15 protein-coding genes are annotated in these 17,814 nt (G+C 70.7%); 10 read left to right on the top strand and 5 right to left on the bottom strand.

Annotated elements, in window-relative coordinates; all coding sequences use genetic code 11:
* Position 1: 1 nt before the first annotated feature.
* Positions 2 to 421 carry an HIT domain-containing protein gene (locus DJ021_RS05430; protein ID WP_111456575.1) on the bottom strand — a complete coding sequence of 140 codons (420 nt, stop codon included), beginning with the start codon at positions 419 to 421 and terminating at the stop codon, positions 2 to 4.
* Between the two features lie 140 nt (positions 422 to 561).
* Between DJ021_RS05430 and DJ021_RS05425 the strand changes: the two genes are divergently transcribed.
* Positions 562 to 1,551, top strand: a complete 990-nt coding sequence (locus tag DJ021_RS05425; protein ID WP_207801773.1) for a malate dehydrogenase — start codon at positions 562 to 564, stop codon at positions 1,549 to 1,551.
* A gap of 26 nt (positions 1,552 to 1,577) precedes the next feature.
* Here DJ021_RS05425 and DJ021_RS05420 read toward each other — a convergent pair whose 3' ends face one another.
* Together DJ021_RS05420 and DJ021_RS05415 are read right to left on the bottom strand one after the other, a co-directional pair.
* Positions 1,578 to 2,411: a lysozyme inhibitor LprI family protein gene (locus DJ021_RS05420; protein WP_165837122.1), complete on the bottom strand. Its 834-nt coding sequence runs from the start codon at positions 2,409 to 2,411 to the stop codon at positions 1,578 to 1,580.
* A 100-nt stretch (positions 2,412 to 2,511) separates the two neighbouring features.
* A complete protein-coding gene (locus DJ021_RS05415; protein WP_111456573.1) occupies positions 2,512 to 3,756 on the bottom strand; it encodes a lysozyme inhibitor LprI family protein in 1,245 nt (414 codons plus the stop codon).
* Between the two features lie 116 nt (positions 3,757 to 3,872).
* On the opposite strand from DJ021_RS05415, the gene DJ021_RS05410 reads away from it, so the two are divergent.
* Complete coding sequence (locus tag DJ021_RS05410; protein ID WP_111456572.1) at positions 3,873 to 4,418, top strand: GNAT family N-acetyltransferase; 546 nt, start codon at positions 3,873 to 3,875, stop codon at positions 4,416 to 4,418.
* On the opposite strand, the gene DJ021_RS05405 is transcribed toward DJ021_RS05410, so the two are convergent.
* A complete protein-coding gene (locus DJ021_RS05405) occupies positions 4,415 to 5,206 on the bottom strand; it encodes a LytTR family DNA-binding domain-containing protein (RefSeq protein WP_111456571.1) in 792 nt (263 codons plus the stop codon). The genes DJ021_RS05410 and DJ021_RS05405 overlap by 4 nt on opposite strands.
* Before the next feature lie 89 nt (positions 5,207 to 5,295).
* Between DJ021_RS05405 and DJ021_RS18820 the strand changes: the two genes are divergently transcribed.
* The 6 genes from DJ021_RS18820 (at position 5,296) to odhB (ending at position 15,374) form a co-directional block, all read left to right on the top strand.
* A complete protein-coding gene (locus DJ021_RS18820) occupies positions 5,296 to 5,433 on the top strand; it encodes a hypothetical protein (protein WP_165837121.1) in 138 nt (45 codons plus the stop codon).
* An 84-nt stretch (positions 5,434 to 5,517) separates the two neighbouring features.
* Positions 5,518 to 8,871 carry a trifunctional glycoside hydrolase family 18/polysaccharide deacetylase/glycosyltransferase family 2 protein gene (locus DJ021_RS05400; protein WP_111456570.1) on the top strand — a complete coding sequence of 1,118 codons (3,354 nt, stop codon included), beginning with the start codon at positions 5,518 to 5,520 and terminating at the stop codon, positions 8,869 to 8,871.
* Positions 8,872 to 9,004: 133 nt separating this feature from the next.
* On the top strand, positions 9,005 to 10,204 hold the full coding sequence (sucC, locus tag DJ021_RS05395; protein WP_111456569.1) for an ADP-forming succinate--CoA ligase subunit beta: 1,200 nt from the start codon (positions 9,005 to 9,007) through the stop codon (positions 10,202 to 10,204).
* The gene (gene sucD, locus DJ021_RS05390; protein WP_111456568.1) at positions 10,204 to 11,082 is read left to right on the top strand and encodes a succinate--CoA ligase subunit alpha; all 879 of its coding nucleotides are present in this window, start codon (positions 10,204 to 10,206) and stop codon (positions 11,080 to 11,082) included. Before sucC ends, sucD begins: the two co-directional genes overlap by 1 nt.
* A gap of 78 nt (positions 11,083 to 11,160) precedes the next feature.
* Positions 11,161 to 14,112: a 2-oxoglutarate dehydrogenase E1 component gene (locus DJ021_RS05385; RefSeq protein WP_111456567.1), complete on the top strand. Its 2,952-nt coding sequence runs from the start codon at positions 11,161 to 11,163 to the stop codon at positions 14,110 to 14,112.
* A gap of 56 nt (positions 14,113 to 14,168) precedes the next feature.
* Complete coding sequence (odhB, locus tag DJ021_RS05380; RefSeq protein WP_111456566.1) at positions 14,169 to 15,374, top strand: 2-oxoglutarate dehydrogenase complex dihydrolipoyllysine-residue succinyltransferase; 1,206 nt, start codon at positions 14,169 to 14,171, stop codon at positions 15,372 to 15,374.
* A gap of 43 nt (positions 15,375 to 15,417) precedes the next feature.
* Here odhB and DJ021_RS05375 read toward each other — a convergent pair whose 3' ends face one another.
* Entirely contained in the window at positions 15,418 to 15,837 is a 420-nt protein-coding gene (locus DJ021_RS05375) for a hypothetical protein (RefSeq protein WP_133254948.1), read from the bottom strand.
* Between the two features lie 57 nt (positions 15,838 to 15,894).
* On the opposite strand from DJ021_RS05375, the gene lpdA reads away from it, so the two are divergent.
* Both lpdA and DJ021_RS05365 read left to right on the top strand, forming a co-directional pair.
* Positions 15,895 to 17,307, top strand: a complete 1,413-nt coding sequence (gene lpdA, locus DJ021_RS05370) for a dihydrolipoyl dehydrogenase (protein WP_111456564.1) — start codon at positions 15,895 to 15,897, stop codon at positions 17,305 to 17,307.
* Between the two features lie 9 nt (positions 17,308 to 17,316).
* Positions 17,317 to 17,754: a GNAT family N-acetyltransferase gene (locus DJ021_RS05365; protein WP_111456563.1), complete on the top strand. Its 438-nt coding sequence runs from the start codon at positions 17,317 to 17,319 to the stop codon at positions 17,752 to 17,754.
* Positions 17,755 to 17,814: the final 60 nt, after the last annotated feature.

Below are 17,814 nucleotides of genomic sequence, written 5' to 3'. Positions count from 1 at the left end.
GTTAGAGCCCCAGCGCCTGTTTCGCCGCCGCGATCGCCAGCCGCTTCGCCTCGTCCGCATAGGCCTCGGCGGTCCCGAAGCCCCAGACCGGGCCCGGCCAGGCCGCGTCATCGGACCGGCGGCCGATCACATGGATGTGCAGCTGCGGCGTGACGTTGCCCAGCTGGCCGACGTTGAGCTTGGTCGCCGAGCGGCCCAACGCCTCGCCGACCGCCCGCGCGGCGCGGCCGGCCTGCAGGATCTCCTCCATCAGCACGTCGCGCTCGCCGGGCGCCAGATCCTCCAGCTCGTAGGCGCCCGTGACCCGGGGGATCAGCACGATCCACGGATAGCGGGCGTCGGTCTGCAGCCGCGCGTGGCACAGGGCCAGGTCGCCGAGCGGCTCGGAGGTGGTCAGGAAGGCGGGGTCGATCTGCGTCATCGCCGCCGATTGAGCACGCGCCTGCGCCGCTGCGCCACCCTCTTCGGCCGAGCGCCTGCGGCATTGCAGCACGGACGTCCCTGGGCTACGGACCGGCGCGACCGCGCCCGGCGGCCGTTCGCAGCGACTGGAGCACCAGCATGACCATGAAAAAGCCGATCCGCGTGGCGGTGACCGGCGCCGCCGGCAACATCGGTTACGCGCTGGTGTTCCGGATCGCCTCGGGCGAGATGTTCGGCAAGGACCAGCCGCTGATCCTGCAACTGCTCGAAATCCCCGTCGAAGGCCCGCAGAAGGCGCTGAAGGGCGTGGCGATGGAGCTCGAGGACTGCGCCTTCCCGCTGCTGCAGGACATGGTGCTGACCGGCGACGCCAACGTCGCGTTCAAGGATGCAAACTGGTGCCTGCTGGTCGGCTCCAAGCCGCGCGGCCCGGGCATGGAGCGCGCCGACCTGCTGAAGGACAACGGCAAGATCTTCATCGCCCAGGGCCAGGCGATCGACGCCGTGGCCGCGGACGACGCCCGCGTGGCGGTGGTCGGCAACCCCTGCAACACCAACGTCATGATCGCCGCCAGCCAGGCCAAGCGCCTGACGGCCGACCGCTTCACCGCGATGGTGCGCCTCGACGAGAACCGCGGCCGCGCCCTGCTGGCCCGCAAGGCCGGCGTGGCCATCGACGAGGTCAGCGACCTGTTCATCTACGGCAACCACTCGCCGACCATGTTCGCGGACTTCACCCACGCCAAGATCGGCGGCAAGGCCGCCGCCGAGGTGATCGGCGACGAGGCTTGGCTGAAGACCGAATACCTCCCGGCGGTCGGCAAGCGTGGCGCGGCGGTCATCGAGGCGCGCGGCCAGAGCTCGGCGGCCTCGGCGGCCAACGCCCTCGTCGACCACGTGCGCGACCTGACCACCGTCGGCCAGGTGCACTCGGCGGCGGTGAACAGCGAAGGCCGCTACGGCTTCGCCGAAGGGGTGTGGGCCGGGATGCCCGTGCGGACCACCGCGCCGGGGACCTACGAGGTGATCACCGGCTTCGAAATGGACGCGTTCGCCAAGAGCAAGATCGCGCTGACCAACGACGAACTGGTCGGCGAGCGCGAGACCGTCAAGGACATGCTCGGCTAAGCATCGACGGGCGCCGGCGACCGCCTCTATCGCGAGGCGTCGTCGGCCATCCGGTCCAGCTCGTCGATCCGCTGGTCGTAGATGCTGGCGACCGCCCGCGGCGAATGCCGCGCGGCGTCCTCGCGGATCGACAGCCAGTCGCGCTGGTCGGCCCGCAGCTCGGCCGGCGGAACGCCGGAGTCCAGGGCGCGGCGATAGGCCCGCGCCAGTTGCCGGTCGGCCGCCGCCAGCTGAGGATCGGAACAGACCATCTCCTCGGCCCCGGCCCGCGCGGCGGCGCAGTCGAAGCTGGCCCGCAGCTGCGGCGCGGTCTCGGGCGCTGGCGTAGGCGGCGCGACCGCGACGGGCGGCGGCGTGTAGCGGACCGCGGGCGGCGGTGTGACGACGGCGACGTGCGCCGCCGCGGGGGGCTCCGCCATCGTGGGAACAGGCGCGGCCGGCTGAGCCGGCTGATCCGGGCCGTAGCCGGCGGATTGCCGGGCGGCGCGGACCAGGTCGGGCGGCAGCACCTCCAGGCGGCCGGCGCTCTGGGGCGCGGGCGCGGGCGCCGGCGGCGGATTGACCTGGATCTGCACCTGTCCGACGTCCGGCGCGGCGGCCTGCGCGGGCGCGGTGGCGGCCGGGCGCATCGGCTGGCCAAGGGTCGCCTGGCCGGTGTCCAGGCGCGGCCGGGCCAGGACGCCCAGGACGATCCCCAGCACCGCGGCGGCCGCGACGCCGCTGATCAGCAGCGTGCGTGTCGATGGACGCCGCGCAGGTGCGGCGCGGACGCGCTCCGGCGGGCCGCTCGGCGTCCCGGCGCCGGCGAAGCCGTTGTAGGTGGTCCCCGACCAGGGATCTGCGCTGTGGTCGGTGGGCATGGGCGGAGCCTCAAAGGTGTACGTCCCTCGGGTCCCTAATCCTTCGACGGAGTCCGAGGTTGCAACGGCGCCGCTCGCTGGCGGCCGCCCGGTGCGCCGATCAGTAGCCGTTCTGGCCCTGCCGCGCCTGATCCTGCAGTTCGGAGATCCGGGCCACATAGACGTCATGCACCGCCCAGGGCGCCTCCTTGGCGGCGGTGGCGCGGGCGGCCAGCCAGCGCTGCTGCTGCTGGCGCAGGCGCCAGGCCGGGACGCCGGCCGCCTCGGCGTCGTGGTAGGCGCGGTTGAGCTGGCGCTCGGCGGCGCTGAGGGCCGGATCGGCGCAGGCCAGCGCCGCGCCGGGGTCGGCCGAGGCGCAGCGGCGCTCGGCGCTTGCCAGCCGCAGGGGGCCGCCGCCCTTCACCCCCGTGCGGGGCTTGCGGGCGTTTTCCGTCTTCGCCGTTGCGGCGCGCTCGCGGGCCGCCGCGAGCCGGACCTTGGCGGCCCTCGCGGGCGCCTCGGCGACCTCGGCCTTGGCATGATGCGGCACGGCCTTGGCGAGCACATGGACCAAGGTGGCGAGCTTGTGGCTCCGCTTCGCCTTGGCCTCCGCCTCGCGGTCGGCCGCCTCGGCCTTGGCGAGCCGGATCTTCTCGGCCCGGCGTTCCTTCCCGGCCTGCGCCCGTTCGAGCTTGGCGTGTTCGGCCTTGGTCCGCTCGGCGCTGGCGCGGACCAGCCTGGCCTTGGCCGCCTTGGCCTGCGCCGCCTTCTCCGTCCTGGCTTCGGCGATCTTCGCGAGCCGCGCCTCGTGCGCGGCCTTGGCGGCGGCGTCCGCCCTGACCTTCGTGGCCTTCGCCTCGGCCCGGGCCTCCTCAGCCTTGATGGCCTTCGCAGTCTGGGCGGCCATCGCAGCCTCGGCGGCCTCGACCTCCGCCCGAGGCGGGGGCTGCGGCCGGGCGACCGGCTTGGGTTCGGGCGGCGCGGGCTCGGCGGGCGCCGGCGGCGAGATGGCCTGCACCCGGACCAGGCCGTTGGGCGCGCGCACCGGCGCCATGATTTCCGGAGCCGGAGCGGCGGGCGAGGGGGCGGTCGTCGCCGGAATCGGCCGCCGGGCGCCGGACATCACCTCCAGCGGCGCGCCGATCGGCGCCGGGCGGTCGTCGACCACGATGTGCAGGCTGGTGGGACGCACCGTCTGCATCGGCGCGCCAGGGTTGGGAAGCCGCCGCTCCTGCTCGGCCGGCCGCGCCCACAGGCCCAGGCCCACGCCCATGACGCAGGCGCCCGCGACGCCGGCCAGCATCAGGCGCCGGGTGGACAGCCCGGTTGGTGCGGCGGAGGGATCGTGCGACGGCTCGAGCGGCATGGGCGGTCCCTGAACTTCCGGGTCCCCCGAATACGGTGTGGCTAGCCGCCCAGCCGCGCCCACGGCTAGGGTCGCCCCACCGATGTCTCTCCCGTGACCAAATTGAGGCCAAGTCGATGTTCGCGCCAGCACCCACGCTTGAGACAGATCGTCTCATCCTTCGCCAGCCGCAGGCCGAGGACTTCGAGGCCTGGGCGGCCTTCGCCGCCGACGAGGAGACCATGCGCCATATCGGCGGGGTGCAGGCGCGCTCGGTGGCCTGGCGGGGCATCTGCAGCGTCACCGGCGCCTGGCGGATCCGCGGCTTCTCGATGTTCTCGGTGATCGAGAAGGCCACCGGCCGCTGGATCGGCCGGCTCGGCCCGTGGCAGCCGGAGGACTGGCCGGGGACCGAGGTCGGCTGGGGGCTGACCCGGGAGGTCTGGGGCAAGGGCTACGCCACCGAGGGCGCGGCGGCCTGCATGGACTGGGCCTTCGACACCCTCGGCTGGACGGAGGCGATCCACACCATCGAGCCCGCCAACGCCGCCAGCCAGGCGGTCGCCCGGCGGCTGGGCTCGTCGATCCTGCGGCAGGCGCGGATGCCGGCGCCGTTCGAGGCGATGGAGGTCGACGTCTGGGGCCAGACCCGCGAGCAGTGGCTCGCCCGGCGCAAGGCCTAGATCCAGCCGCGCTCGCGCAGCACCCGGGCGTAGGTCCGGCTGACCGGCACCTGCGAGCCGTCCTTCAGGGTGAGCGTGGCGCGGCCGTCGCCCCGCCGCGCCTCGGCGATCGCGTCGCGCGCCACCCACCAGGAGCGGTGCGCCTGCGCGCCCTCGATCCCCTCCAGCTCGGCCACGGCGTCCGACAGCCGCATCAGGATCAGGTCCTGGCCCTTGGAGGTGTGGAGCCGCAGGTAGTGGTCCTCGGCCTCGACCGCCCAGACCTCGGCGCCGCGCAGCTTCAGCGGCAGGCGCTCGAGGAACTTCGGCGGCGCGGGCTCGCGCGCGGTGATCCGCAGCTCGGCGTTGCGGTTGAGCGCGACCGCCAGGAAGGTCATCACCACGCACATCACGCCGGAGTTGATCATCAGGCCCGGCAGGTGGCTGGACGGCATCGGCCGGCCGTCGGACACGGCGCTGACGAGCCAGATCACCAGGCTCATCGGCAGGATCATCATCAGCGCGCCGCCCAGGGCCTGCAGCCAGACGCTCCGGTCGAGGAACCGCAGGCGGCCGGCCAGTCGAAAGGTGAGCATCCCCAGTGCGGAGCCGGCGCAGCCCACGGCGACCATCACCAGGGTGCGCGGCAGGAACGGCCAGCCCTGCGAACCGAAGGCGCCGACGAAGCTGAGGAACGCGCCGACCGCGCCCGACCAGGCCAGGGAGCGGACGACCACCCGCGGCGTGATCGGCGCCGCCCGCGACGCGTGAAATGCCGAGCGCGGCGCCTGGCGCAGGAGATGCGTCATCCGACGTGTCCGCGCTCGCGCATCGTTCGATCCGTCTCCGGCCAGACGCCCCGCCGACGACCGGCGGCGCGCATGCACTGGGATAAGGGATGTCCTGGGTTTCGCAAACGCCGGTCGCTGCGTTCTTCGCGGGCGGCGGCACGACGCCGCACGGCCTTCTGCGGCGGGCTGGCGATAAACATGTTCATCGCTTCGAGCGGACGATGTGGAATCCGGTCTTCGGCTGAGCTACGACGCGTGGCGGGGGGACAAGGTTCCGACACCTTCAACGGGCACACGCCGCTGACGGAATCTTGCTAGACTGACACCGGATGTCCGACCTCATTTTCCACGATCCGACCGGGCGCAGGGCGCGACGGGTGCGGCTGACCGGCGGGCTGCTGGTGTCGCTGGCCGCGCTGCTGGTGGCCGCCTTCTTCACCACCCTCGCCTTCGCGCCGCGGCTGCCGGGGCTGACGCTCAAGGATCCGCGCATCCTGCAGGCGCTGCACCAGGAGACCGCGCACAAGGTCAAGGGACGTCAGCAGTGGACCAAGATCCCGCACCCGCGGAAGCTCGGCGCGGGCGGCCCGGCCCGGCCGCTGGCGGTGGGCTTCTATGTCTCGTGGGACGAGAGCTCGCGCGAATCGCTGGCCGACCACGTCGACCAGCTCGACGTGGTCTCGCCGCAGTGGGTGGCGCTGTCGGGAGCCGACGGCCAGGTGGCGATCACCTCCGACGTCCGGGCGCGCGCGATCATCGCCCAGGCCAAGAAGCCGCCGTCGATCATGCCCGGGGTGTTCAACGCCAAGGACGGGGTCTGGAACGGGCCGGCCGCCGACGCGGTGCTGACCAACCCGGCGGCCCGCAAGATGCTGCTCAACAACCTCGCCCGTGAGGCGCAGAAGCGGGGCTACGCCGGCTACGTCTTCGACTTCGAGAACCTCTCGCCGGTCGGCGTCCAGGCCTATCCCGGCTTCATCGCCGAGGCCCGCGCGGTGCTGCGCCCGCTCGGCCGGGAGGTCTGGGTCACCACGCCGTTCGGCGACGAGTCCTGGCCGCTGAAGCGGCTGCAGGCCGTGGCCGACGCCGTCGTGCTGATGGCCTACGACCAGCACTGGGGCACCGGCGATCCCGGCCCGCCCGCCGGCCAGGACTGGTTCGAGTCGACCCTCGCCAAGACCATGGAGAACCTGGACCCCAACCGCACCGTGCTGGCGCTGGGCGACTACGGCTACGACTGGACCCTGGCGCAGGGCGCCAAGCCCGGCAGCTCGGTGGCGGTGACCTTCAACGAGGCCACCCAGACGGCGCACGATTCCGGCGCGCATGCGGCGATGGACGAGGCCAGCCTCAACCCGACCTTCGCCTACGAGGACGACGCCGGCCGCAAGCATGAGGTCTGGTTCCTCGACGCGGCCACGCTGTACAACCAGATCCGGGTCGGCGACGGCTTCCGGCCGATGGGCTACGCCCTGTGGCGGCTGGGCGGCGAGGACCAGCAGGACTGGAAGCTGCTGCGCCACGACTACGGCGCCGCCCGGCCGGACGGGCTGGAGGCGCTGCGTCCCGGCCAGGACGTGGATTTCGACGGCTCCGGCGAGGTGCTGCGGGTGGAGGACATCCCCAAGCCTGGCCGCCGCACGCTGCAGGTCGACCCCGCCACCGCGCTGATCGCCGGCGAAAGCTACGTGGACATGCCCACCTCCTACGTGGTGCAGCGCTACGGCGCGCACCCGGGCTGGGTGGCGCTGACCTTCGACGACGGGCCAGACGGGCGCTGGACGCCGAAGATCCTCGACATCCTCAAGGCCAAGCACGCGCCGGCCACCTTCTTCGTGATCGGCAAGAACATGTCCCGCTACCCGGGCCTGGTGGCCCGCGAGCTGCGGGAGGGCCACGACGTCGGCGGCCACACCTGGACCCATCCGAACATCGGCGAGGTGCCGACCGCCCAGACCGTGGTCGAGCTCAACGCCACCCAGCGCCTGTTCGAGACCATCACCGGCCGGTCGCAGCGGCTGTTCCGGCCGCCGTTCTTCGGCGACGCCGAGCCGTCGACCCCGCGCGAGGTCGCCCCGCTGCTGGCCGCCCAGCAACAGGGCTACCTGACGGTCGGCCTGCGGATCGACACCAACGACTGGCAGAAGCCCACGCCCGACCAGATCGTGAACACGGTGATCACCCGCCTGCACGACACGGTCCGGCCCGGCCAGGTCGTGCTGCTGCACGACTCCGGCGGCGACCGCAGCCGCACCGTCGCGGCGCTGCCGCGGGTGATCGATGCGATCCGCGCCAACGGCTACACCCTGGTCACCGTCGCCGACCTCGCCGGCATGACCCCCGCGCAGGTGATGCCGCCCACCAGCCGCAACTCGGCGGAACTGTTGCTCGACCGTCTCGGCTTCGGCTTCTTCCACGGCGCGCAGATGGTCCTGCAGGGGCTGTTCATCGTCGCCATCGCGCTCGGCGTGGCGCGGCTGGTGTTCCTGGCCGTCCTGGCGTTCGTGCATCGCCTGCGGATCGCGCGCCGGACCCCGCCGATGCCCGACGCCGCCGGCGGTCCGATGGTCAGCGTCCTGATCCCCTGCTTCAACGAGGAGAAGGTGATCGTCGCCTCGGTGCGCCGGATCCTCGCCTCCCACTGGCCGAAGCTGCAGGTCCTGGTGCTGGACGACGGCTCCAAGGACGGCACCTCGCGGGTGGTCCGCGAGGCCTTCGCCGACGATCCGCGGGTGACGCTGCGCACCTTCGAAAACGGCGGCAAGGCCCGCGCGCTGAACCGCGGCCTGACCGAGGTCCGCGGCGAGATCGTCGTGGCGCTCGACGCCGACACCCTGTTCCCGCCGGACACCATCCCGCAGCTGGTCCGCTGGTTCGCCGACCCCAAGGTGGGCGCGGTGGCCGGCAACGCCATCGTCGGCAACCGCCGCAACCTGATCACCCGCTGGCAGGCGCTGGAATACGTCACCGCCCAGAACCTGGAGCGCCGCGCCTTGGCGGCCCTGGGCGCGGTGACCGTGGTGCCCGGCGCGGTGGGCGCCTGGCGCAAGAGCGCGCTGGAGGCCATGGGCGGCTATCCCTCCGACACCCTCGCCGAGGACCAGGACCTGACGCTGGCGATCCAGCGGGCCGGCTGGACGGTGGAGTTCGACCCTGCGGCGCGGGCCTACACCGAGGCCCCGGAAACCGTCGCCGGCCTGCTCAAGCAGCGGTTCCGCTGGTCGTTCGGCACCCTGCAGTGCCTCTGGAAGCACCGCGCGGCCCTGTTCAACCCGAAACGGCCGATCCTCGGCTTCGTGGCGCTGCCGCAGATCTGGCTGTTCCAGATCTTCCTGGCCGCCGTCGCGCCGCTGGTCGACCTGGCCATCGTCTGGAGCGCCATCTCCTCGGCCTACGCCTGGGCCTACCATCCGGTGGAGTGGTCGCCGGACGACCTGGTGCGGCCGGTGTTTTATTGGGCGGCCTTCATCTTCCTGGACCTGTCGGCCGGCGCGCTGGGCATGGCCATGGAGCGGCGCGCGCCCTGGGGCGACCTGATCTGGATGCCGATCCAGCGCTTCGGCTACCGCCAGCTCATGTACTATGTGGTCGTGAAGTCCATCGACGCGGCGCTGCACGGCGCGCGGGTCGGCTGGGGCAAGCTCGAACGGCGCGCCACGGCGGCGGTCGAAGGCGCCGGCTGACCCCCGGACGAAAGCATCCGGAAAACCGGGCAAAATTCACCCCACCTGCGGTTGCCAGCCCTATGTGCGGCGCCTATAACGCCCGCCACTCGCCGACAGGGCGAGCCAAATTGGCAGACGCGCCACAGGCCTCATGAATATCCACGAACACCAAGCCAAGGCCGTCCTCTCCGAGTTCGGCGTGGCGGTTCCGCGCGGCTACCCCGCGTTCTCGGTCGAAGAGGCGGTCAAGGCCGCCCAGCAGCTGGGGGGGCCGGTCTTCGTCGTGAAGGCCCAGATCCACGCCGGCGGGCGCGGCAAGGGCAAGTTCGAGGGCCTCGGCCCCGACGCCAAGGGCGGCGTGCGGGTCGTCAAGTCCGTCGAGGAGGTCCGCGCCGCCGCCGAGGAAATGTTCGGCCGGGTGCTGGTCACCGAACAGACCGGGCCCAAGGGCAAGCAGGTCAACCGCCTCTACATCGAGGAAGGCGCCGCGATCGCCAAGGAATTCTACCTCTCGCTGCTGGTCGACCGCGAGACCAGCCGGGTCTCGGTGGTCGCCTCCACCGAAGGCGGGATGAGCATCGAAGAGGTCGCGCACAACACGCCCGACAAGATCGCCACCTTCTCCGTCGACCCGGCCACCGGCGTGTGGCCGCACCACGGCCTGATGCTGGCGAGCTCGCTGGGCCTGAAGGGCGACCTCTCCAAGCAGGCCGGCAAGCTGCTCGGCCAGCTCTATGCGGCCTTCGTGGCCACGGACATGAGCCTGCTGGAGATCAACCCGCTGATCGTCACCGCCGACGACCAGCTGCGGGTGCTCGACGCCAAGGTGTCCTTCGACGACAGCGCCCTCTTCCGCCACAAGGACATCGCCGCGCTGCGCGACGAGAGCGAGGAGGACCCCAAGGAGATCGAGGCCTCCAAGTACGACCTGTCCTACATCGCCCTCGACGGCGAGATCGGCTGCATGGTCAACGGCGCGGGCCTGGCCATGGCGACCATGGACATCATCAAGCTCTATGGCGCGGAGCCGGCCAACTTCCTCGACGTCGGCGGCGGCGCCACCAAGGAGAAGGTCACGGCGGCGTTCAAGATCATCACCGCGGACCCCAACGTGAAGGGCATCCTGGTGAACATCTTCGGCGGCATCATGCGCTGCGACATCATCGCCGAGGGCGTGGTCGAGGCGGTGCGGGAAATGGGCCTGAAGGTGCCGCTGGTCGTGCGGCTGGAAGGCACCAACGTCGAGCTGGGCAAGAAGATCATCGCGGAGAGCGGCTTGAACGTGGTTTCCGCCAACGACCTGTCGGACGGCGCCGAGAAGATCGTCAAGGCCGTGCGGGGAGCCGCCTGATGTCCATCCTCATCGGCAAGAACACCAAGGTCATCTGCCAGGGCATCACCGGCGCCCAGGGCACCTTCCACACCGAACAGGCGATCGCCTACGGGACCAAGATGGTCGGCGGGGTCACCCCCGGCAAAGGCGGGACCAGCCACCTGAACCTGCCGGTGTTCGACACCGTCGGCGAGGCGGTGCGGCAGACCGGCGCCGAGGCCAGCGTGATCTACGTGCCGCCGCCGTTCGCGGCCGACTCCATCCTGGAGGCGATCGACGCGGAAATTCCGCTCATCGTCTGCATCACCGAAGGCATCCCGGTCGCCGACATGATCCGCGTCAAGCGGTCGCTGTCGGGCTCCAGGTCGCGGCTGATCGGGCCGAACTGCCCCGGCGTGCTGACGCCGGACGAGTGCAAGATCGGCATCATGCCGGGCAACATCTTCAAGCGCGGCTCCGTGGGCGTTGTTTCCCGCTCCGGGACGCTTACCTATGAAGCCGTGTTCCAGACCACCCAGGTGGGCCTCGGCCAGAGCACGGCCGTAGGCATCGGCGGCGACCCGGTGAAGGGCACCGAGTTCATCGACGTGCTGCAGATGTTCCTGGACGATCCGGAGACCGAGTCGATCATCATGATCGGCGAGATCGGCGGCTCGGCCGAGGAAGACGCCGCTGAGTTCATTAAAAATTCAGCAACCAAGAAGCCTATGGTCGGCTTCATCGCGGGACGTACCGCGCCGCCTGGCCGCCGTATGGGTCACGCGGGCGCGATCATCTCCGGCGGCAAGGGTGGGGCCGAAGACAAGATCGCTGCGATGGAAGCCGCGGGCATCCGCGTCTCCCCCTCGCCGGCGAAGCTCGGTGAAACCCTGGTCGAGGTGCTCAAGGGCGCCTAGGCAGAACTCTTAGCGTAAGGGCGGTCCGCGCTCGGCTCCTTCTCAGAAGTCCGCGGTTCCGTCAGGGAAGCGGACGAAATGGCGGACGACGCAGGTCTGATCAACGAGGTGCTCGCGGAGACCTCATTCCTCTATGGCGGCAATGCCGCCTTCGTGGAGGACCTCTACGCGAAGTGGGCCGGCGACCCGAATTCGGTCGAGCCCTCGTGGCGGGCGTTCTTCGCTTCGCTCCTGGATCGCGCCGACGAGGTGACGCGCGCCGCTGCGCCGCCGACCTGGACCCGGCCCGCCACGCCCACCACGCGTCCCGACTGGCTGTCGGCCATCGACGGCCTGTGGCCCGCGGTCGAGGCCAAGGTCGGCGCCAAGATCGCCGAACGCCAGCCCGCCGCCTCGGTGGACGCGGTCCGCTCCGCCACCCTCGATTCCCTGCGCGCCATCATGATGATCCGCGCCTACCGGATGCGCGGCCACCTGAAGGCCAACCTCGACCCGCTGGGCATCGCCACCACGCGCGGCGACGCCTCCGAGCTCGACCCCGCCACCTACGGCTTCTCGGAAGCCGACTTCGACCGGCCGATCTTCCTCGACTTCGTGCTGGGGCTGGAGACGGCCTCGATCCGCGAGATCCTGGAGATCCTGCGCCGGACCTACTGCGGCAACATCGGCGTGCAGTACATGCACATCTCCGACCCCAAGGAGAAGGGCTGGCTGCAGGAGCGCATCGAGGGCCGCGACAAGGAGATCGCCTTCACCAAGGAGGGCAAGATCGCCATCCTGAAGAAGCTGATCGAGGGCGAAGGCTTCGAGAAGTTCCTCCACCGCCGCTTCCCCGGCACCAAGCGGTTCGGCCTCGACGGCGGCGAATCCATGGTCCCGGCGCTGGAGCAGATCATCAAGCGCGGCGGCGCCCTGGGCGTGAAGGACATCGTCGTCGGCATGCCGCACCGCGGCCGCCTGAACGTGCTCGCCGCGGTGATGGGCAAGCCCTACCAGGTGATCTTCCACGAGTTCCAGGGCGGCTCGTCGCTGCCCTCGGACGTCGAAGGCTCCGGCGACGTGAAGTACCATCTGGGCGCCTCGTCGGACCGTGAGTTCGACAACAACAGCGTCCACCTGTCGCTCACCGCCAACCCCAGCCACCTGGAGATCGTCAACCCGGTGGTGGTCGGCAAGGCGCGGGCCAAGCAGGCCTTCACCCTGCGCCAGAACGCCAGCGCCGGGCGCAGCCACGTGATGCCGCTCTTGATGCACGGCGACGCGGCCTTCGCCGGCCAGGGCGTGGTGGCCGAGTGCTTCGCGCTGTCGGGCCTGAAGGGCTACGGCGTCGGCGGGACCATGCACTTCGTGGTCAACAACCAGATCGGCTTCACCACCAGCCCGAAGAACTCCCGCTCCTCGCCCTATCCGTCCGACGTGGCGCTGATGGTCGAGGCGCCGATCTTCCACGCCAACGGCGACGACCCCGAAGCGGTGGTGTTCGCCGCCAAGGTGGCCACCGAGTACCGGCAGCAGTTCGGCAAGGACGTGGTCATCGACATGTTCTGCTACCGCCGGTTCGGCCACAACGAGGGCGACGATCCGACGATGACGCAGCCCTTGATGTACCAGAAGATCAAGGACCACCCGTCGGTGCGCGAGCTCTATTCGACGCGCCTGGTGAACGAGGGTGTGGTCACCCAGGGCGAGGTGGACGGCTGGGTCTCCGAGTTCGCCGAGTTCCTCGACCAGGAGTTCGAGGCCGGCAAGACCTACAAGGCCAACAAGGCCGACTGGCTGGACGGCAAGTGGTCGGGCCTGACCCAACCGAAGTCCGACGACAGCCGCGAAACCGGCGTGCCGAAGCAGAAGCTGCTCGACCTGGGCCGCAAGATCACCACCGTCCCGGAGCGGGTCGCCGTCCACAAGACGGTCGAGCGGGTCATCCAGAACCGCCGCGACGCCATCGAGTCGGGGACCGGGATCGACTGGGGCACGGGCGAGCACCTGGCCTTCGCCACCCTGCTCGACCAGGGCTATCCGGTGCGCCTGTCCGGCCAGGACAGCGTGCGCGGCACCTTCACCCAGCGCCACTCCGGCGTCGTCGACCAGAAGACCGAGGAGGTCTATTTCCCGCTCCGCAACCTGGGCCCCACCCAGGCGCACTTCGAGGTGCTGGATTCGGCGCTGTCGGAAGAGGCGGTGCTGGGCTTCGAATACGGCTTCTCGCTCACCGACCCCAACACCCTGACCATGTGGGAAGCCCAGTTCGGGGACTTCGCCAACGGCGCCCAGGTGGTGATCGACCAGTTCATCGCTTCGGGCGAGCGCAAGTGGCTGCGGATGAGCGGCCTCGTCATGCTGCTGCCGCACGGCTACGAGGGCCAGGGACCGGAGCACTCCTCCGCCCGCCTGGAGCGCTACCTGCAGTCCTGCGCGGAAGACAACATGCAGGTGGTCTACCCGACCACGCCGGCCAACTACTTCCACGCCCTGCGCCGCCAGGTGCTGCGGGAGTTCCGCAAGCCGCTGATCGTCATGACCCCGAAGAGCCTGCTGCGCCACAAGCGGGCGGTCTCCAACCTCTCCGACATGGCCGAGGGTTCGAGCTTCCACCGGGTGATGATCGACGGGGCGGAGGCCGGCTGCGACGTCGGCGGCGTGACGCTGAAGGCCGACGACCAGATCAACCGCGTCATCCTCTGCTCCGGCAAGGTCTACTACGACCTGATCGAGCAGCGGGCGAAGTCGGGCCGCGAGGACGTCTACATCCTGCGCCTGGAGCAGTTCTATCCGTGGCCGCTGAAGTCGCTGTCCAACGAGCTGAAGCGCTTCCGCAACGCCGAGCTGATCTGGGTTCAGGAAGAGCCGAAGAACATGGGCGGCTGGACCTTCGTCGACCCGTGGCTGGAGCTCACCCTGGAGCGGCTGAACATCAAGGCCAAGCGCGCCCGCTACGTCGGCCGCCCGGCCACGGCGTCCACCGCCGCCGGCCTGATGAGCCGCCACCTGAAGGAGCTCGAAGCCTTCCTCACCGAAGCCTTCGCCTGATCCCGCCATCCGCCTCAGTTTGTTTGTGTTGAGAACCCTCTAGGAGCGCTACCCCCATGGCCGACATCATGACGCCCGCCCTCGGCGAATCCGTCACCGAGGCGACAGTGGCGCGCTGGGCCAAGAAGGCCGGCGATGCGGTGCGCAAGGACGAGATCCTCGTCGAGCTGGAGACCGACAAGGTCAGCCTCGAGGTCGCCGCCCCCTCGGACGGCGTGCTGAGCGAGATCGCCGCCGCGGAAGGCGCCACCGTCGAGCCGGGCGCGCTGCTCGGCCGGGTGACCGAAGGCGCCGCCGGCGCCAAGCCCGCCCCCGCCAAGGCCCCGGCCGCCGCGCCGGCCCCGGCGCCCGCCGCCAGCGCCCCGAAGGCCCCGGCCAGGGCCGAGCCGGTGCTGGCGCCCTCCGCCCAGCGCGTGGTCGCCGAAAACAAGCTCGAGGCCGGCGCGATCTCCGGCACCGGCAAGGACGGCCGGATCACCAAGGGCGACGCGCTCGCCGCCCTCGACGCCCGCGCCAGCCAGCCGGCCCCGGCGCCCGCGCCGCAGGCGCCGCGCGAGATGCATGAGCGCGAGGAGCGGGTCCGCATGACCCGGCTTCGCCAGACCATCGCGCGCCGCCTGAAGGAGGCGCAGAACAACGCCGCCATGCTGACCACCTTCAACGAGGTGGACATGAGCGCGGTGATGAGCCTGCGCAGCCAGTACAAGGACGTCTTCGAGAAGCGCCACGGCGTGAAGCTCGGCTTCATGAGCTTCTTCGTGCAGGCGGTGGTCCACGCCCTGAAGCTGGTGCCCGACGTCAACGCCGAGATCGACGGCCAGGACCTGATCTACAAGAACCACTACGACATCGGCGTGGCGGTCGGGACCGAGAAGGGCCTGGTCGTGCCGGTGGTGCGCGACGCCGACCAGATGAGCCTGGCGGCGGTCGAGAAGGCCATCGCCGCGCTGGGCAAGAAGGCCCGCGACGGCCAGCTGGCGCTGGAGGACCTGCAGGGCGGGACCTTCACCATCTCCAACGGCGGGGTCTACGGCTCGCTGATGTCGACGCCGATCCTCAACGCGCCGCAGTCGGGCATCCTCGGCATGCACAAGATCCAGGAGCGGCCGGTGGCGGTCGGCGGCCAGGTGGTGATCCGGCCGATGATGTACCTGGCGCTGAGCTACGACCACCGCGTGGTCGACGGCCAGGGCGCGGTGACCTTCCTGGTGCACGTCAAGGACGCGCTCGAGGATCCGCAGCGCCTGCTGCTCGACATCTAGCGACAGGAGGGCGGCCGGTCGCCGCCCTCGATCGTTGGCCGCCTCAATTGTTGGCCGCCTCAATTGTTGGTGGGGGAACGCGGCTCCGTGAGCGCCGGTTGGTCACGCGACGGTGACAGGCCGTCGCAACGGGAACACACGTCATGACCTTCACCAAGATCGCCGGGGCGGCGTCCGCCGCCCTCCTCGGACTGTCGCTCGTCGCCTGCAGCAGCATGGGCATGGGCTCTGACCGTTCGGCTTCCGACGCGTCGAGCAGCGGCAGGAACGCCTCCTCCAGCACCAGCAGTCCGAGCGACCCTGGGATGAGCGGCGGGTCGGGCGCCAGCAGCTCCGGCATGAGCGGCAGCGGCGCTGCCGGCTCCTCCACGACCGGCTCCTCCACGACGGGCTCCTCGACGACCGGCTCCACCACGAGCCCCACCACGACGCCGCCGCCGCGCTGAGTGTGACGGCTCGGCATTGACCTAGGAATGTCGATGCCTAGGGTGCGCCCGCAAATCCAGAGCGGGCGCATCCCATGGCTGAGACCACCACCACCACCTACGACGTCGTCATCATCGGGGGTGGCCCCGCGGGCTACAACGGCGCCATCCGCGCCGGACAGCTGGGGCTCAAGGTGGCCTGCGTGGACAAGGGCCCGACGTTGGGCGGCACCTGCCTGAACGTCGGCTGCATGCCGTCGAAGGCGCTGCTGCACGCCTCCGAGCTCTATGACGCGGCGAACCACGAGTTCGCCACCCTCGGCATCGACGTCTCGCCCCGGCTCAACCTGCCGCAGATGATGAAGCAGAAGGCCGAGTCGGTGACGGCGCTGACCAAGGGCGTCGAGTTCCTGTTCAAGAAGAACAAGGTCGACTGGGTGAAGGGCGCCGGCCGCATCGCCGGTCCCGGCAAGGTCGAGGTCACCGCCGCCGACGGCGCGGTCACCACGCTGGAAGCCAAGAACATCGTCATCGCCACCGGCTCCGAGCCCTCGGGCCTGCCGGGCGTCGCCATCGACCAGAAGCGGATCGTGGACTCCACCGGCGCGCTGTCGCTGCCGGAGGTCCCGAAGAGCCTGGTGGTCATCGGCGCCGGCATCATCGGCCTGGAGCTCGGCTCGGTGTGGCGCCGGCTGGGCGCGCAGGTGACGGTGGTGGAGTTCCTCGACCGCATCTCGCCCGGCATGGACGCCGAGGTGGCCAAGACCTTCCAGCGCTCGCTGACCAAGCAGGGCATGGAGTTCAAGCTGGGCATGAAGGTCACCGGCGCGGCCGTCGGCAAGAAGGGCGTCTCGCTGACCATGGAGCCGGTCGCCGGCGGGGCGGCCGAGACGCTGGAGGCCGACTATGTGCTGCTGGCCATCGGCCGGCGGCCCTACACCGAGGGCCTGGGCCTGGAGAGCGTCGGGATCACCCCCGACAAGCGCGGCTTCATCGAGACCGACCACTGGAAGACCTCGGCGCCCGGCGTCTGGGCCATCGGCGACGTCACCCTCGGCCCGATGCTGGCCCACAAGGCGGAGGACGAGGCGGTGGCCTGCATCGAGACCATCGCCGGCAAGGCCGGCCACGTGGCCTACGGCATCATCCCGAGCGTCGTCTACACCACCCCGGAAGTGGCCTGGGTGGGCCGCACCGAGGAGGAGCTGAAGGAAGCCGGCGTCGTCTACAAGGTCGGCAAGTTCCCGTTCACCGCCAACAGCCGCGCCAAGATCAACCACGAGACCGAGGGCTTCGTGAAGATCCTGGCCGACGCCGCCACCGACGAAGTGCTGGGCGCGCACCTGATCGGCCCTTCGGTCAGCGAGATGATCGGCGAGTACTGCGTGGCCATGGAATTCCGCGCCGCCTCCGAGGACGTGGCCCGCACCTGCCATCCGCACCCCACCCGCTCCGAAGCGCTGCGCCAGGCGGCCATGGGCGTCGAGGGGTGGACGATGCAGGCCTAGGGGGCCGGCTTGGGCGCGGGCGTCGAAATCCGCCAGGCCCGACCGCACGAGCTCGAGGCCTGCGCCGACCTCTACGTCCGCGTGCTGCGCGAGACCTTCACCTGGCTGCCGCCCGAGCGGCACCGGGCGGAGGAGTTCTTCCGCGGCGCCCGCCAGGAGGAGGTCTATGTCGCCCTGGAGGACGGCCGGATCGTCGGGATCGCGGGCTTCTATCGGCCGCAGGCCTTCCTGCACTCGCTCTATGTGGAGGAGCGCGGCCGCGGGATCGGCAAGGCGCTGCTGGACTATGTGAGCGCCACGGTCGACGCCCCGGTGTCGCTGAAGGTGCAGGCGCCCAACCGCCGCGCCCAGGCCTTCTACGCCCGCGAGGGCTTCGTCTGCGTCGAGGCCGGGCGCGACCCCGGCTCGGACGTCGACTGGCTGCGACTGGTCCGGCCCAAAAGTTAACTTGGCTGCGCCGCCGCGCAGTGACACCCTGTCAGCCTCGATCGAGAGATGAGGCTTCAG

The sequence above is a fragment of the Phenylobacterium hankyongense genome, assembly GCF_003254505.1.
Classification (GTDB): Bacteria; Pseudomonadota; Alphaproteobacteria; order Caulobacterales; family Caulobacteraceae; genus Phenylobacterium; species Phenylobacterium hankyongense.
This window is presented reverse-complemented; position numbering and strand designations above follow the sequence as displayed.

Coding starts and splice junctions, on each gene's coding strand:
- DJ021_RS05415 (WP_111456573.1), bottom strand. CDS start 3,756: ATGCCGCTCGAGCCGTCGCACGATCCCTCCGCCGCACCAACCGGGCTG.
- sucC (WP_111456569.1), top strand. CDS start 9,005: ATGAATATCCACGAACACCAAGCCAAGGCCGTCCTCTCCGAGTTCGGC.
- sucD (WP_111456568.1), top strand. CDS start 10,204: ATGTCCATCCTCATCGGCAAGAACACCAAGGTCATCTGCCAGGGCATC.
- DJ021_RS05405 (WP_111456571.1), bottom strand. CDS start 5,206: ATGACGCATCTCCTGCGCCAGGCGCCGCGCTCGGCATTTCACGCGTCG.
- DJ021_RS05400 (WP_111456570.1), top strand. CDS start 5,518: ATGTCCGACCTCATTTTCCACGATCCGACCGGGCGCAGGGCGCGACGG.
- DJ021_RS05425 (WP_207801773.1), top strand. CDS start 562: ATGACCATGAAAAAGCCGATCCGCGTGGCGGTGACCGGCGCCGCCGGC.
- DJ021_RS05375 (WP_133254948.1), bottom strand. CDS start 15,837: ATGCCGAGCCGTCACACTCAGCGCGGCGGCGGCGTCGTGGTGGGGCTC.
- DJ021_RS05430 (WP_111456575.1), bottom strand. CDS start 421: ATGACGCAGATCGACCCCGCCTTCCTGACCACCTCCGAGCCGCTCGGC.
- DJ021_RS05420 (WP_165837122.1), bottom strand. CDS start 2,411: ATGCCCACCGACCACAGCGCAGATCCCTGGTCGGGGACCACCTACAAC.
- lpdA (WP_111456564.1), top strand. CDS start 15,895: ATGGCTGAGACCACCACCACCACCTACGACGTCGTCATCATCGGGGGT.
- DJ021_RS05410 (WP_111456572.1), top strand. CDS start 3,873: ATGTTCGCGCCAGCACCCACGCTTGAGACAGATCGTCTCATCCTTCGC.
- DJ021_RS05385 (WP_111456567.1), top strand. CDS start 11,161: ATGGCGGACGACGCAGGTCTGATCAACGAGGTGCTCGCGGAGACCTCA.
- DJ021_RS18820 (WP_165837121.1), top strand. CDS start 5,296: ATGTCCTGGGTTTCGCAAACGCCGGTCGCTGCGTTCTTCGCGGGCGGC.
- odhB (WP_111456566.1), top strand. CDS start 14,169: ATGGCCGACATCATGACGCCCGCCCTCGGCGAATCCGTCACCGAGGCG.